Consider the following 16,472-nt stretch of genomic DNA (forward strand, 5'->3'; position numbering starts at 1 on the left):
GGGTAAATTATTAATATCAACTCGTTTTAAATAATTTTAAGTTATGATTAAGACAACAGTGTATTTTGGACTAATCTTACTTTTGGTTATTTGTATTCTATTTCAGACAAACTTTAACTTTGCGTATCTTCAAATCAATAAATTTTAAGGATAGTGATACACTCATAAATTCAAATGAATTCGAATTTATTGAAAAATAAAAAAACGGCCAGTTTGTACCTTAATTGTTGTCGCTGCATCTTTACTCATATAAATTAAACTAGCAATGAAATTTCAGGTTGTCCTTTTATCTGTTCTATTTTCAATTACAACATCATATTCTCAGGATAAAGAAAATACTATGTCTAGTGATATTGTAATACGAGGTGCAGTTAATTATGACATTATTATGTCTACCATAACAAAAGAAGAGTTTGATGTTGTAAAGAATCGCGAGTCAATGCGATTATTAAATGATTCAATAATTCCTTCTCAAGTACATATAACCGAAGATTGTTATACGGTAACTACAAACACTAAAACAGTTAAAAACTGCCTAGATAACGATGAGCAACTTATTAGCGTTTCTTACCTTGGGTTTGTAAAAGCACTAAATAGCTGTGTTATAAGTGAAAATTGGTTTGAGGCTACTACTTCAAATTTATTAATTCACTTAGAAGACGGTACCACGTCATATATATCTGGCTATGATCTTATCTTTTCTCCAACTGCTAAATTTATTTACAGTTATGCTAATGATGGTATTGATTTTAGTGGTATTTCATTGCACCAAATGATAAACAACACAGCCACTCCAATATTTATTTCAGATTATACTACATTAGAAGATAGTAGTTTTGATTTTAGTTCTTTTGGAAGAGCATTTTGGGTGTCTGATAGCAGTTTTTACGCAGGTAATATCAAAGAGTTCTATAAATTTAAAATTCAAGATAAAAGAATTACCTATAATAAGGAGATAAAAGAATCTATACTACATTCAGAAAATAATAAGTTTATAATTAAAGTAGATAAACTAAAGAACGGTACAATTAGATACACTTCCTGGAACAAGCCAAACACTCTAAAAGAAAGACCTAGCTTAGTGTTGTATAATGGTGAGATTGAGCAACAACATAAATATGGTTCTGGTCTTGATTATAGATTCGAAAACGGAGAATACCAATATATTATAGAACATAATGTAGAAACAACAGGATCTAAACGTATAATGCTTAGGCTTTTAAAAGATAACGAAGAACTGTTGTATACTAGTTTAAATGATTTGAAAACTAAACTATGAGACTATTTTTTATAATTATCTTCTATACAGGATTGACTTTTGGGCAACAAAAACCCATAGTCTTTTACAATGAAGTTGGAGAAGAAATAAATCAACTGGAGTTTTTGCGTTCAAAAGATTACAGTGAAAATCTGGATTTATATTTTGAGAATGATACTACACAAATAGGCATTTTAATCACCAGACAAAAGTTTGGTCATCTTGATAAAAAAACATTTGTCAATTTTAAATCTTATTTGTCTAATATAAGCGATAAGCAAATTGACTCTAGTCAAAATATCGTTATAAACTATTTGACACCACTGCCTAAAAAGGTGGATAACATAAAATCTAAGTCTAGTTGGAATGTATTAGAAAAACATTACCTGAGAAAACTTCATAAAATTGCTGATATAAATCAATTTTGGATAACCTCACCAAAATCTGACAATCTTAATTTCTATCATAATAATAAAATTAATTGGATATCAGATAAAGACAATTTATTTAAAAATTTATTTTTTCCTTATGATGTAAGATATGGAAATTTCATTTTAATTAAACCAGATGGCAGATACTATTACTATTTAGGTGAGCATAGTAAATATAAAATCTGGGAAAAAGCTGAGAAATTTTTTAAGTAAATGATTTTACTGCTAATTAATTCTTTAACCATTCAAAAAGGTTTATTTGAACTGGTTGTGAAAATTGAAATGTATACAGGAGACAACACCCACAAAACTCGATAAACCGCAATAGTAAAATCATCTATTTTTCCTATTCAAGTATAACTAAATATTACATCAAGTTTACGTAAGCTAGCGCACAAGATTACGTCTTAATTTACTTTATAAATAGACCTATTTACCTTACATTATCGGTCTATCAAAACTTGAAATTATGCAAGACACAAAAACACGTGATTATATAAAAGAGGTATTAAAAAATATGCCCGAAGATTGGGTTAACTTAACCACACATCGTTTAGATATATATAACGAGAAGTTGGCTAAAGTTCAATTTTTAGAACAATTTGAAACCTTATACATCAATGAGACTACAGAAACTTCTGCTTTAAAAGTTTTACCTACAGCTTATGATTATATAAGATTAGGGCATCCCTTATCCAGCGTTTTAGAATGGGGAATAGCAAAGGAGCAAAGTTTAGATGCAGAGTTTGTAATTAGTTTTCAATCTAAGACAGTTCCTATTCTTTCAATTTTAAGAACAAACCTTTTAGAGGGAAAAAACACACAGATTAACTATAAAGGCACATTGCCAGCAGATTTTAATGCAGATATTATAAAATCTGTTTACGGCTATACATTTGAACTTAATAAGGTCGAAAATGCTTCAGCTGTAGCTCCATTTGATGGCACCTCTATATATGTTTCAGAAGATGATACTATTGGTGATTTCAACATAAACGCATCAGTAGATTTTCATATAAGCCTTTACGGTCACTTAGGGAGTATTCTAATAGTAAACGGAGAAAAAAACGCGTCTTACATCTCAGACATACAACATGTGCGTCGTCGCGAAACAGTGTCTATGACACCAAGTAACGCATTGGTTGCTTTAAAAGCTTTTGCAAATGCATCAACTTTAAATAGTACAGCGCCAGATGTTACTGCCCATAAGGATAACGTCTCTACATTGCTAAAAGATATTACCAATACAAGTATTACACCATTAGTAGCCTCTAGCGGCTTGTCTATACAGTACGCTATAATGATGGGCTTGGTTAATGAAGCTCAGGATAAACATCCTAACAAGCCAATAAAATTTATAGTGCCACCAAACTGTTATGGAGGTACAAACGATCAAGCAAGACGTGTTGCTGCTTGTTTGGATAATGTTGAGGTAGTCGATTTACCTGTTGATGGTGAAAATGATATGGTAAGCAGTATAGATAAGGTACTAACTACAATTGCTAGTCAAGATGCGGTGCCATATATAATTGCAGAGATACCTACAAACCCAAGAGTTGAGGTCCCAGATTTACAAAATCTTAAAGCTGTTTTAAGTAAACAGCGCCAAACACCTAATGGAGATACGGCAATAGATCCTGTGTTTATATTAGATCAGACATTTTGCCCTAATGTACACTTCTTAGGAGAAGAAGACATCTTAGCCACTGTGAGAACAATTTCTTACGCAAGCGGATCTAAATTTCCTAGTGGTGGTAAATGTACTGCTGGTTATTGTGTGGCTAATAACAAAGCAAAAGCATTAATGCCAAATATAGCTTTACACCTAAGTTTATGTGATAATGAAGCTACAGCGCAACAATATGAAATTCTTGCAGCACAATTGCCATCTATGTTACAACGCATAAAAGATGCTTATGTGAATACTAGAGAGTTTGTGACTTTTATTAAAGAGACGTTACCTGAGGCTAAATTAAACTTTGTGTCTGAGGACTTGGCAAACGAAGGATTTACACCATCTGTGTTTTCTTTAGATCTTCCTACCAAAGGAAGTACAGAAGAAGAGAGAGAAGCCTATAAGAGAGAATTAAATTTGAAGTTAATCAACTTAATGATTACTGAAATTCCTAATGAAAGTAAATTCTGTGTGAGTTACGGACAGCTTAAGGGATGCTATTGGACCATTCCTGCTACATCTACTCAAGGAACGACTAAGGAAGGTGATAAAGATTATATTGTACGCGCATCCTTATCTCCAAATTTAGACTTAGAGAAGCACAAAGAGGTGTTTACTAAGTTTGTAAATTCTATTGCATAAAATAAAGCCACCAATACTGTTCTCGGTAATGGTGGCATTTTAGTCTTTTCTAAATCCTTGTGGTTACAGGCATTTGTCTCAAAAATATACTGTAGCTTTAAATTAAAATCATACCTATTTCAATTTAAAAGGTTTAAAAATGGACAAACAATCGCATATACAAATACATGAGACAGCCTTTTTTACGTCTTCTTTTAGAGCATTTAATGAAGCGTTAAGTGGCGATGAGTATGCAAAACTATGGCTTAACCCTAAAACAGATGCTTGGATACAAGAGTACTTAACCGAAGTATCTTCAGAAGAAACGTATACACATTGCTTAAGGAACAGGTTTTTTTTAGAGACTATAAAAGATTTAGCAGCATCTAAACAAATAGAGGTGCTTATAAACTTTGGTAGCGGTTTTAGTATGTATCCATTTTTATTAGATGAATCTCTTATACATATAGAAATAGATAAACCTGAGATTGTAAACTATAAGGCTTCTAAAATAGAGGAGTGGCAAAATGAAAAAAAGTTGCCTAAGCGTGATTTGCACTTTGTAGGTGTAGACTTTAGCGAAGATTACAAAACAAAATTACTAGAGCAAATACAACAAATAAAAGGAGATAAACCTTGTTTTATACTTATTGAAGGTGTGCTCTTCTTCTTAGATAAAGCTGAAACAGACGGTTTGTTCAGTTTCTTTAATCTCATACAAACCGATGGTGATTATGTAGGAAGTGCTTCATTTCAAGATGATTTAAAATCATCAACCGCTTTTAAAAGATTGTTGCGCTTTTTAAATAAGAAAGTTTCAAAAACCAGTGAAAGTGATTATCTAACATTGCAGGATTCATATTATAAATCACTGCCAAATTATAACTTAATAGACCATCAGGATTACTTCAGTCTTTCAAAAACCTATAATAATACCATACACTTAAAACCAGATTTGATTTTAAATGAGCACTTTTATGTGCTTAAAAAACAACTACAATCTTAAGTTAGTTAAGATGCTTTTTTAAGTTCTTCTGTTTGTAGTTTTTCTTCTTGAAGCATTTTTTTATACTGCTTTATAGTAAGCGTGCTACCATCGTGGCTCCAACCTGGAGGTCCAAAAGCATACATGAATTTATGTCTCCAGTTTTTAGAGCGCTTCATGTCTTTCCAAATATCTTTGTATTCGTGTGTAAGTATAATAAATGGATTGTAGGAATTAGGTGGCTTTGTAACACCATACTCTATATCAATTGATTCGTCTAGAGGTTTCCAAGTACCAAATAGTTTATCAAAGCAGTTTAGAAAGCCACCATGATTCATATCCATATACTCAATATTTTTAGCGTGGTGTACTTGGTGCATAGTATGTGTGTTAAACACCCATTCTAAAGGACCCAATTTAGGTACATATGTAGAGTGAAGTTGAAATTGCCATAATGCTTCAATACCTAAACATACAATGACCATTTCTGGCGGAAAACCAATAGCTGGCATCCACATATAAAATAAGGGTTTGTAAAAAATAGTAAACCATCCATTTCTTACAGCAGTTCCTAAATTAAAATTATCTGAGGAATGGTGAACAACGTGTGCTGCCCAAAAAAATCTTACTTTATGATTTTGTCTGTGAAACCAATAATAAGAAAAATCGTCAGCTAGCATACATAACAACCAAACATACCAAGCGTAGCCAAAAGAAGCATAGCCCATAATATTTGTTCTTACGCCATTTACTTCTGGGTTAAAGACATTGTATACAAAGGTAAATAGAACAATGGCAGATATTGTTTTTAATAGTGGTGCTAAAATAGCAGATCCTACTCCTAATGAAAGACTAGAGCCAAGATCTTTCCAGTCATAAAGATCCTTGTTGTCATGGGTTTTGCTATACGTTAACTCTAAAGCGATAAATGCTAAAAAGCAAGGTACACCATAAACTAAAGGGTTCGTAAAATCCATAAATTATTTTGTAGTTAAGAGATGTTGGAAGAATTGCTGTAAATCTATAATAATGGATAAATATAAATAATACCAAAGGTAATTAAGCAATTTAAGTGCATAATTAATTTTAGATCTCGATAATATTAACAGCTAGTTTTTTAAGCACGTCGTGTTAAACCAATGAGACTGTAACTGGTTTAGGCGCTTTAACTCTTGCTTAAGATTAACTGTAAGGGTTCTTACAGATAGGTTTTTCATTTCTAATAATGCACAATGGCTGATAAGATAATGAAAGTCTTTCTTTAGAGCAGAATCATAACTTAAGCGTTGCACAAATGAAGGTGTTTGTAAACTGTCTTGTAATGTACTTACAAGATGCTCAACATCTTCAGATAAATTATTTAAAAATGAAATGGTATGCTTACAAGGCGCATTTAAATCGTATTTAGATGATGCTTGCTTAATTTTTAAACGCTTAACTAAACGCAATACATTTCTAGCAGAACCTAATAATTCTTTAGCAGATAAATGTGCCGTAGGTTGGCTATATGAGTTAGAAATGAGGTGCATTTTTTTATTCTGGTTTTCATCAAAATTAATGAGTAATTACAAATCTTATATTTAGATTTTAATGTAAAAGAGTATATTTACTTTAAATAATAATTATTTTAATTCAAATTGCTTTAATATGTTGGTAGATGTAATTAACGCTAAAATTTTAAAACTCTTACAGCAAAATGCTAGACTTAGTAATGCAGAAATTGGGAGGCAAGTAGGTATTACATCTCCTGCAGTTTCAGAGCGAATTAAGAAATTAGAAGACGCAGGAATTATTGAAGGGTACACAACCAAGGTCTCTTATAAAATGGTAGGCAATCACTTAAAAGCCATTATTACCTTGCGTGCATTTATGGGTAAATTAAAACCGTTTTTAGAAAAAGTAAAAACCTATGATGAGGTTATTAACTGCTACCGTATTACGGGAAACGAAAATATTGTCATGGAAGTTGTGCTTAAAAATCAACAGCATTTAGAACGCCTTATTGATGATCTAATTACTTATGGTGAGTGTAAAACTCAAATTGTATTATCTAAAGTTGTAGACAATAATCCTATAAAAGCTTAAATTACAACCATGTTATTTACAATAGAACATACGGTTACAGCTTTAGTCTGCTTATTAAGCGCTTTTGTTATCCAGCGCATTTATAAAAAGGAATTACCTTATGAAGAAAATAATACCAAAGTAAATGGTATAAAATGGTTTGGTTGGGCCATCTTTATTTGGGGTATTGGATCTGTAATACAGTTATTAGGTGTTAAGGTTTTTGGCTTAAGCGCAACACATAAACTTTTAATATATTCTGGAGTTACAGTATCATTACTAAACTCTATGTTTATTTTACTCTCATTACCATCTATAGAGCATAATAAATTTAGGCCAATGGTTGTCCGGTTGGTACAACGCTTTACAGAAAAAGAATTTATAGCGTTGTTTTCTGGCGTTATGGGTATTATAGCATTTGTATTTATAGCAGCATCTTACACAAACGTAGCCATTAGCAATAATTTTATCTGGCTTATAGATATTCCAATCTCTATAATAGTTGCCTTTTCTTTACTTAATGAGCTTAATAAGGCTTTTAGTAACAGACAGATGAAGTTTATGTATTTGCCATCTTTTGCACTGTTTGTACTAATAATTGTAGCTGTGTCTCATAGAATTATACCACAAGATAGAGTGGTTACCTATATAGATCAGGAGTTTTGGACATTAACAGGAATGATAACGGCGCTCTCTTTTAAATTTATCTATATCTTATTATTTTCAATCTTGTTATACAGTTGGAAATTTTTAACTGAACGCGAGATGAAGCAATCTCAATTGGAGCATTTAAATTCTGAAAATTTGAAACTTTCTACAGAGCTTGATAAATTACTTATTGCAAATGAGAGTCATCTTGATACCATAAGATCTTTAAAAATTAAAGTTGAAACACTTACAGAATCTTCTAAAATAGAGTTGTCACAACGCCAGAAAGAAGTCTTGACTTTCTTAGCTAAATTTGGAGACACTCATTCCTATACCCAAATTGCAGAAGAGATGAATATTAGTGTAGATGGTTTTCAGACACATATACATCAAATAAAAAAGCTATTAAACATAAGTGGATCTGGAGGAAAAGAACAGCTTATAGAGTTTGCTAGAAAAGAGTTGTAAAGCTTTAAAGCTAGTGTTTACCTATGGTTAACCATATGCTTAACTAATCGCGGATTATTTTTCAGCAGTGTGTAACCTTTTAGTTTAAGGGTAATCTCAACATATTTGTTAGGAATCAATATTTCTTAACAATGGCAATTCCTCAATCAACTTTAGACGAACAGATAAACACGTATTTCGAAAATGCCACAAGCTGGTTTACAGATGCAATCTTTGCTGAAATACCACTAACAGAAAACGTAGGCATTCCTTGGGTGCTTATAGTCTTAATCTTGGGGGCAAGTTATTTTACAATCTATTTTAGATTTATAAACATACGTGGTTTTTTAAAATCTATTAAAGTAGTAAGAGGCGATTATGAGGCAATTGAACAAGCTGGAGATATAGAAGTTTCTAATACAGTCTCTACTGTAAACGGAGACCAGCCAGATACTATTAGAGTAGAAGGTCATATTGGAGAAGTAACCCATTTTCAGGCATTAACAGCAGCGCTATCTGCAACTGTAGGTTTAGGAAACATTGCTGGTGTTGCTATAGCGTTATCAATTGGTGGTCCTGGCGCAACATTCTGGATGATCTTGGTTGGGTTATTAGGGATGTCTTCAAAATTTGTGGAGTGCACATTAGGTGTAAAGTATCGAGAGATAGATGCAAATGGTACCGTGTTTGGTGGCCCAATGTATTATCTTAAAAAAGGTTTAGGAGAAAAAGGATTGCACAGCTTAGGAAAACTACTGGCTGCTTTATTTGCTGTTATGTGTATTGGTGGTTCTTTTGGTGGTGGTAATATGTTTCAAGTAAATCAAGCATTTAAGTTGTTTGAACATGTTACTGGAGCAGAGCAAAGCTTTATTTACGGTAAAGGTTGGGTGTTTGGTATTATAATGGCCATTCTTGTCGGCATTGTTATTATTGGTGGTATAAAGAAAATAGCCAAGGTTACAGATAAGATTGTACCAGTAATGGTTGTGGCTTATGTCTTGGCTGTGCTAACAATATTAGGTTTAAACTTTTCTGAAATTCCAACTGCATTTGTAGCCATTTGGGATGGAGCTTTTAGTCCACAAGGTATTGCTGGCGGATTTATTGGAGTACTTATACAAGGTTTTAAAAGAGCTGCATTTTCAAACGAAGCAGGAATTGGTAGTGCCTCTATAGCGCATAGTGCCGTTAAGACCAAATACGCAGCAAGTGAAGGATTGGTAGCCCTTCTTGAACCCTTTATTGATACTGTTGTGGTGTGTACTATGACGGCGTTGGTCCTTATAATAACAGGGCAATTGCAAATAGGCGCTCAATTGTCTGATGAAGAAGGTGTTTTATTAACTGCACAGGCATTAGAAACAGGTATTTCTTGGTTTCCGTATTTGCTGAGTTTAGCTGTTATACTCTTCGCATTTTCATCTATGATTTCTTGGTCTTACTATGGCTACCAAGCTTGGTCTTTCCTATTCGGGAGAACTAAAAAGATAGAGTATATCTATAAGATTTTATTTTGCTGTGCAACTGTAGTAGGTGCTGCTGCAAGTTTAGGAGCAGTGACATTATTTAGTGATGCTATGATCTTTGCTATGCTAGTTCCTAATATGATAGGACTTGCCATATTAGCACCTAAAGTTACACAAGAGCTTAAACGATTTATGAAGGCTATTAAAAAATAGAATCTCTTTGCGTTAGCGATTGAGGTAAGTTACCGTGTAACGACGAAAGCGCGACCGCCAGTTAGTACTGGCGGAAACGCCCAAATTATCTTTGTTTTAACTTTATAGAAAGGAATATAAGTACTGCTATTCCAAGCAAAGCAGCCATTGTAAACCAAGTTGCTGTATAACCAAAGTTGCTTACAAGATTCATACCTGTATTGTGCCCAAAAATGTGACTTATTGAAAAAGAAATGCTATAAAGTGCCATATATGCACCCATTTTTCCGCCTTTAGCTCTATCTAATGCAAACTTATTTGTAAACGGAAACGCAATCATTTCGCCTACGGTCATTAATAACATACCTATAATTAATACACCTATCCAAGAAAAAACATTGAGAATTAAGAAACTGAATGCTGTTAAAATTGTTCCCCAAATTATATAGGTTAGTACAGATACAGCTTTGGTTTCTAAATATTTTATAAGTGGCATTTCAAGTAAGAATATTACAAGACCATTTAATGCTAATAGTAAACCAATTTCATCTTCACTTAGCGCATATATATTGGTGTAAAATAATGGCATTACAGAGAAATACTGTACAAATGCCAAACTAAATAAAATGATGGCTAGTATAAACCATAAGTAAGTAAAGTCTTTATATGGCGATAATGGATGTTGTACAACTTCTTGATGCTCTTCTCTTGCAGTTTTAGGATCTAGTAATTTTATAAGTAAGAACCCTGCAATTACACAGGTAACACCATCTACCCAGAAAAGTCCACTATAACTTAAACTAGTTATAATTAGTCCGCCAAGTGCTGGACCCATAGAAAACCCAAGGTTTATTGCTAAACGTAAAAGTGTTACACTTCTGGTCTTGTTTTCTGGCTTGCTATAAGCATTAATTGCTGTAAAAGCTGCAGGTCTAAATGAGTCTACAAATATCATCACAACACCTACACCAATAACTAGCGTCCAAAAAGTATGTAAATACTGTAGACCTATAAAGCCTAAACCACCTAATATTAAACTTAGCACCATTGTTTTATAATGACCTATAGTATCTGTTAACTGTCCGCCTACCCAAGCACCAATTACAGAGCCAATTCCAAATGCAGACATTATCCAGCCTACTTGTGGTAAAGAGTAGCCTTCACTTTTGGTAAGGTATAAACTTAAAAATGGGATTACCATGGCGCCAGCTCTGTTTATAAACATAATTATAGAGAGGTACCACATTTCTCTACTTAAGCCCTTGAAAGAGTCTGCGTAAAATTTAAAGAATTTCATATGATTGGTTTTTGTAAAGGTCTGTTTATTTAGAATGAATTTAAATAGTTAACTATCTATTTTAATGATAGTACAATATGTAAAATGTTTGCAACGAGTAAATTATAGTAAATGACAAAAAAAATGCCCGATGATTATACCATCGGACATTGTGAAATCGTTATATATAAGTAACAATCAGAATACAGTAGTCCGAGGTCTTAAAATGACCATAGTACATGTATAAATTGATTGTTGTCTTTTCATCTCGTAATTAATTGATGTAAAGCTACATAAAAAAAGGAATCACTTTTGTAATTTTGCAAAAAAAAGAAAAAGATGCGTTTAACGCTTACCTATATCTGTTTAATATTAATTAGCTTTTCTGCTGTTGCGCAAGACAGTATTCTAATTAAAAAAGCCCTAAAATTTCAGGAAAAAATAAATCATGAATTTAAAGATAGCTTAGAATCTCCGTTGCCTAAAGAAGATTTTAAAGCATTTAAAACATTAGATTTCTTTCCTATTGACACTAATTTGGTTGTAAAAGCAAAGTTTGTTAGAACACCTTCTGAGTCACCATTTATAATGGAAACCACAACTGAGCGTAAACCTGTATATATTAAATATGGTGAAGCTCATTTTATGTTGGAAGATGAAGAGTTTGTTTTAAATATTTACCAAAGCCAGCAATTAATTACAGACCCTAAGTATGCCAACTATCTATTCTTACCATTTACAGATAACAGTAATGGCGAAGACTCTTATGCTGGTGGAAGATATTTGGATTTAAAAATACCAAAGAATGATGTTATTGTTCTAGACTTTAACCAAGCGTACAATCCGTATTGTGCGTATAGCGGCAAGTATTCTTGCCCAATTCCTCCAGAAGACAATCATATTAGTTTAGCAATACACGCTGGTGTAAAGAACTATGCTAAAAAGGAAAAAGATACGATTACTAACTAAGGCTTTTTACCAACCAAAGTCCGAGGAAAACAGCTAAAATACCTAATACAAAACTTCCTATTGTATACAAAAGAAGTGTAGTATAATCTCCTGTTCTTAACAGCCCTTGGTTTTCGTAAGCAAATGTAGAAAATGTGGTGAAGCCACCACAAAAGCCAGTTGCTAATAGTAAAGCTGTATTTTGGTTTAAACCAGTTGTCTTTAAGGTATAACCTAAGATAAGCCCAATTAGTAAACTGCCAATAACATTTACTGCAAGTGTTCCCCAAATAAGGTTTAGCTGTTTGTAAACAACAAGTTTGGTAACGGCAAAGCGTGCAACGCTTCCTAAACCACCACCAAGAAATACAAGAAGGAGTTGTTTCATTACTTGTTACTAATTATAATTTTTTCGGTCTCTTTCTCAATACGCTTATTATAAAATTGCTTTAGCTCTTTATAATATTGTTGTGGTATTGTAGATTGGTTAAAGGTAGTAATAGAACGAATAACTATAACATTACCTTGTTGTGAAATTTGGTATATATAGCGGCCAAGTTTGTTTGGCATTTCTACAACCTCACTCTTTGGCAGGTAAGACACATTAAAACCTTCTGGAATATTTAGTTTAACAGATTTGGTAGTAGAAAACGGATAAAGAAAATCTACAGGAAAATCTCTTGTCTCACTTTTAAAAGGGTTAGTAGTCAATTTTTTGAAAAGTAGAGGTTGTAAATAAATTTCACCAGCTATAACATCTACACCTTTATTTATTTCATACGTATAGCCTTCAACTATTGGATCTTGTAAATTCTTATAATTTTCGACCTCGTAATTTGTAATATCTTCAATATTAATTTCTTTTACGAGTTCATCTATTCTTGCATCTGTATTATTTGGAGAGTGGTTTTTTCTGAAGTAAAGCGATTCAATTTTCGAATAACGTTCCTTTATTGTTCCAGATATAGAAAGATTATCATTTAACGTATACTCTAAATGCATTAAATCTTGCGTAACATCTTTAGGTTGTAATTGTATTTCTGTTGAGGTGCCATCTTGTTTTACCAACCTGCTTGTACCTGTATTAAAGGTTCGTCTAGGTAATACATTTGGCGTACCTAGTTTTTCTGTAGCATCTAAAAGGTACATCTTATCATTAATTTCTGCAGCAGCTATTACATAATTAAAACCATCTAGAGTTGGGAAAAGTGATACCTTTTGATCGTTTGTAGTAAGTAATACGGGATTTGCATTTATATGAAATTCTCGTAATAAGGAGATTAGCATTAAATTTATTTCTGAAACATTTCCAGTTCTATCTCTATAAGCTTTTGCTATTTTTCCATTTGTATATTTAGTACGTTTACCATCCCAATTCATTCTTTGTTTTACTGTGTTGTAAACTTCATTTAATGTTTCTTCTATAGTAAGATTCATAGCTTTTATACGGCTTACTTCATCTTCTAAATATTTTGTGTTTTCTAACTGTTCTCCAAAGTTTTTAGATTTATAAATAGTGTTGGAGACTTCTTCCCAAGTAGCTGATATTTTATGCTCTGGCTCATTAGGGTAAGTAATTGTTGTTAGTTCAAAATTTACAGCCCATCTGTAATTTTCTTTATTTATTACATAAGGTTCTTCTTTTAATGCAGGAATATTAGTTTTTTTAAATGTTGAATGTATTTCATAAATATTCCAGCTATAATTATTTGATGGCCCAGCTACAACACGCTTTCCATAGGCATCTTTACTATCTTGATGTATACTTAATGATCTAAAAACTGTTTCTTGTTTTGGAACTATATTAAAGTAACCTCTTCTAATTAAATTAAACGAGAAGAATTGCGGCGTACGTATTAATGCTTCGTAATTTCTTACTGGTATGTTTTCTTGGATAATTAGCTCATCAATTTTCAGGAATGGCGAGATAACTGTGTATTCCCATTCTACTATAGAGCCTACTTGTATGTTTGGCATAGTCCAAGAGACTTCTGTCCAATTTTCATTTTTTTCGGTTTCAAAATAAGCATCTTTACTAAGACTTTCTTTAATTACCTTTTTTCCAGAAAGATTATGAGTAAAAGCCTTAAACTTTCTAAGCTCTTCATAGTCTGGACTATTTTTGTACAGATACACCTTGTTTGTAGCATAGTCTAAGCCTTCTTTACTGGTAATTTTAATACGTTCCTTTATTTCAGTAATTAAAATCCATCCTTTGTTACCTTCATATTCAAAAAACGTTTCTCTGTATTTTTCTAAATAAATGGCGCCTTCTAAAATTTCCTCAGATGTTGTAAATTCTTCTTTGTCTACTTTACCAATTTTAAAACTTTGAGATTGGCATATTGTAATTGTAAAACAAAGTAATAGTGTTAGTGTAATTATTTTCATGCTTAACTTTTTACAAGGACTATTTTTTCTAACTGTTTGTTTATAACCATATCATAAAAGGCTTTAAGTTCTTTATAGTAATTAGATGCTATAATATGAGTTGATATGGAGAGTTGTGAAGACACTTGAATGTTGTTTCCAGATACATTAACTAAGTATTGAAAACTACCTTGGTTTTTTGGTATGGCTATGTTTAAGGTTTCTGGAATAGTTTCAACAGTATAGCCGTCTGGTATTTTAATTGATGCTATTACTCTAGTTTTTAATGGGTAAACAAAATCGACAGGATATTGTCTTGTTTCTGGTACAAAAGGATTTTCATAAGTGCCTAAGTGTAGCAATGGTGTTACATAAATTTTAGAATCTATAATATCTAACGCATTAGAGTAGGACACGTCATAATTAAATGAAATAGGCTGATATAGCTTATCTAGATTTTGAACTTCTAAATTAGAGACTTGAATATTCTTAAATTGATTTTCGAACATCTCCAGTTGACTAACCTTAGCAACATTAGCATACTTTTTCTTAAATGCATAAGATTTATGCCCAGTAAGTTTATTTATAACCTTAGCATTTGTATTTAAATCGTTATCTATAGTTACACTAAGCATTGTATTTTGCTCTGCCTGCTTGTTTGGCAATAGGTTAACCCATTTAGATCTTCCATCTTCTGTAATTAATCTTCCATTCCAGTTTAATAGTTCTTCCTCTAAAAGATTTATCTCTCCATATTTTTTTGAAGCATCTAGGAGAACTAAACCTCCATCAATTGTAACACTTGAAATCACATAATTAAAACCATTTCTTGTAGGGAATATAGGAATGCCGTGATTCTTTGTGCTTAACAAAACAGGATTGGTATTTAAACCAGCTTCTCTGAGCATAGCTGTAAGAATGAGGTTAATTTCTGTGATATTACCCACATTGTTTTTATAGGCACTTCTTACACCATCATCTGTTGCAATACCTACGTAACCATTCCAATTCATTTTTTGTTTTACAAACTCATAAATGGCTACAGTTTTTTCAATTTCAGATTGTTGAGAGGAAATTAGGCGACTTAAATCATTATTAAAATAATTGCTTTTTTTAAGCTCGTCTCCAAATTGTGGTTGGTCAAAAATACTTTTAGCAACATCATCCCAAGAATTGGAGTAATTCTTATAGGTAGAGCCAGGAAAATTGATATACGCTAACTCAAACTTAATAGCATTTGAGTAGTTATCTATATTGTTAGTATAAAGCTCTTCTTTAATAGCAGGTATTTGAGAGCCAGACATATTAATAATATTTTCGCTAAATGTAAGCTTTCTAGTTTTTGGAGATTTGTCGTGTATTACAACTCTATCTACAATTTTTCTCGATTGTGAGTTTTCTGGTTTGTATATAATCGTCCTACTTTTTACCTCATTTTCTATTGAAATTTGCGACAGGCCTTTTTGATGCATATTAAACCCGTAATACTCTGGTGATCTAAATTTTGAGCTAACAGTATTAATAGGGATTTGTTCCTGAAACCTAAATTCATCTAAATTAGATACAAAAGGAGTCTTTAAAAGATATTTGTATTCTATAACACAACCTTCTTTTAAATTTGGCATTGTAAATTTAGTTAGTGTTCTGTATTTAGATTGCTCTTCTTTAAATACACCATCTTTAGACAATTTATCTTTACTTATATTACCATTTTCTAGATTGTAGGTGTAAGCTTTTAAGCTTCTTAGGTCATCTTTGTATTTACTGTCCTGCTCATATAGAGAAACAGATTTTGTAGCATATTTATAGCCGTCTGGATTATAAATTTTTATACGTTCGTGTACTTCTGTATTAACTAAAAACCCTTCGTTAGTGGTATATGTAAAATAGGTATTATAGCTTCTGTATAAAATTGCAGCATCTGCATCCTTATATATCGGGTGTTCTTTCTCAAGTAATTCTTCTTCTGAAACATCTCCAAAATCATAATCTTGGGCAAGCAATGTAGTAAATAAGGAAAACGTTAGAAGTATGGTAAATGCGTAATTAAGTTTCATTTAGCGGTGTTATGGTGTCTGTATTTCAATT

General features: G+C 32.2%; 14 protein-coding genes. 8 read left to right on the top strand and 6 right to left on the bottom strand.

Annotated features, from left to right (window positions below; translation table 11 throughout):
• Positions 1-265: 265 nt before the first annotated feature.
• The 4 genes from CA2559_RS13575 to CA2559_RS06920 all read left to right on the top strand — a co-directional run bounded on the left by CA2559_RS13575 (position 266) and on the right by CA2559_RS06920 (position 4,991).
• Positions 266-1,279 (top strand): hypothetical protein, encoded by a 1,014-nt coding sequence (locus CA2559_RS13575; RefSeq protein WP_013187139.1) that lies wholly within the window; start codon positions 266-268, stop codon positions 1,277-1,279.
• Entirely contained in the window at positions 1,276-1,902 is a 627-nt protein-coding gene (locus tag CA2559_RS06910) for a hypothetical protein (RefSeq protein WP_013187140.1), read from the top strand. The genes CA2559_RS13575 and CA2559_RS06910 overlap by 4 nt, the downstream gene beginning before the upstream one ends.
• A 256-nt stretch (positions 1,903-2,158) precedes the next feature.
• Entirely contained in the window at positions 2,159-4,006 is a 1,848-nt protein-coding gene (locus CA2559_RS06915) for a PLP-dependent aminotransferase family protein (RefSeq protein ID WP_013187141.1), read from the top strand.
• A gap of 139 nt (positions 4,007-4,145) precedes the next feature.
• Positions 4,146-4,991: a class I SAM-dependent methyltransferase gene (locus CA2559_RS06920; RefSeq protein ID WP_013187143.1), complete on the top strand. Its 846-nt coding sequence runs from the start codon at positions 4,146-4,148 to the stop codon at positions 4,989-4,991.
• Between the two features lie 5 nt (positions 4,992-4,996).
• Here CA2559_RS06920 and CA2559_RS06925 read toward each other — a convergent pair whose 3' ends face one another.
• Together CA2559_RS06925 and CA2559_RS06930 are read right to left on the bottom strand one after the other, a co-directional pair.
• Positions 4,997-5,947, bottom strand: coding sequence for a sterol desaturase family protein (locus CA2559_RS06925; RefSeq protein ID WP_013187144.1), 951 nt, complete (start codon positions 5,945-5,947; stop codon positions 4,997-4,999).
• A 132-nt stretch (positions 5,948-6,079) separates the two neighbouring features.
• On the bottom strand, positions 6,080-6,499 hold the full coding sequence (locus CA2559_RS06930; protein WP_013187145.1) for a hypothetical protein: 420 nt from the start codon (positions 6,497-6,499) through the stop codon (positions 6,080-6,082).
• A gap of 118 nt (positions 6,500-6,617) precedes the next feature.
• Between CA2559_RS06930 and CA2559_RS06935 the strand changes: the two genes are divergently transcribed.
• The 3 genes from CA2559_RS06935 to CA2559_RS06945 all read left to right on the top strand — a co-directional run bounded on the left by CA2559_RS06935 (position 6,618) and on the right by CA2559_RS06945 (position 9,811).
• The gene (locus tag CA2559_RS06935) at positions 6,618-7,055 is read left to right on the top strand and encodes an Lrp/AsnC family transcriptional regulator (protein ID WP_013187146.1); all 438 of its coding nucleotides are present in this window, start codon (positions 6,618-6,620) and stop codon (positions 7,053-7,055) included.
• 9 nt (positions 7,056-7,064) lie between these two features.
• Positions 7,065-8,150 carry a helix-turn-helix transcriptional regulator gene (locus CA2559_RS06940; RefSeq protein WP_013187147.1) on the top strand — a complete coding sequence of 362 codons (1,086 nt, stop codon included), beginning with the start codon at positions 7,065-7,067 and terminating at the stop codon, positions 8,148-8,150.
• Between the two features lie 131 nt (positions 8,151-8,281).
• Positions 8,282-9,811, top strand: a complete 1,530-nt coding sequence (locus tag CA2559_RS06945; RefSeq protein WP_013187148.1) for an alanine/glycine:cation symporter family protein — start codon at positions 8,282-8,284, stop codon at positions 9,809-9,811.
• A gap of 85 nt (positions 9,812-9,896) precedes the next feature.
• Here CA2559_RS06945 and CA2559_RS06950 read toward each other — a convergent pair whose 3' ends face one another.
• On the bottom strand, positions 9,897-11,087 hold the full coding sequence (locus tag CA2559_RS06950) for an MFS transporter (RefSeq protein WP_013187149.1): 1,191 nt from the start codon (positions 11,085-11,087) through the stop codon (positions 9,897-9,899).
• Between the two features lie 318 nt (positions 11,088-11,405).
• Here CA2559_RS06950 and CA2559_RS06955 point away from each other — a divergent pair, with 318 nt between their 5' ends.
• Entirely contained in the window at positions 11,406-12,035 is a 630-nt protein-coding gene (locus CA2559_RS06955) for a DUF1684 domain-containing protein (RefSeq protein WP_013187150.1), read from the top strand.
• Here CA2559_RS06955 and crcB read toward each other — a convergent pair.
• Genes crcB through CA2559_RS06970 form a run of 3 tightly spaced genes read right to left on the bottom strand, consistent with a single transcriptional unit; the run spans position 12,028 to position 16,441 of the window.
• A complete protein-coding gene (gene crcB, locus CA2559_RS06960; RefSeq protein WP_013187151.1) occupies positions 12,028-12,402 on the bottom strand; it encodes a fluoride efflux transporter CrcB in 375 nt (124 codons plus the stop codon). The genes CA2559_RS06955 and crcB overlap by 8 nt on opposite strands.
• Complete coding sequence (locus CA2559_RS06965; RefSeq protein WP_013187152.1) at positions 12,402-14,405, bottom strand: DUF3857 domain-containing protein; 2,004 nt, start codon at positions 14,403-14,405, stop codon at positions 12,402-12,404. The genes crcB and CA2559_RS06965 overlap by 1 nt, the downstream gene beginning before the upstream one ends.
• Positions 14,406-14,407: 2 nt before the next feature.
• Complete coding sequence (locus tag CA2559_RS06970) at positions 14,408-16,441, bottom strand: transglutaminase domain-containing protein (RefSeq protein ID WP_013187153.1); 2,034 nt, start codon at positions 16,439-16,441, stop codon at positions 14,408-14,410.
• Between the last annotated feature and the right edge of the window lie 31 nt (positions 16,442-16,472).

This window comes from Croceibacter atlanticus HTCC2559, from assembly GCF_000196315.1.
Taxonomy (GTDB): Bacteria; Bacteroidota; Bacteroidia; order Flavobacteriales; family Flavobacteriaceae; genus Croceibacter; species Croceibacter atlanticus.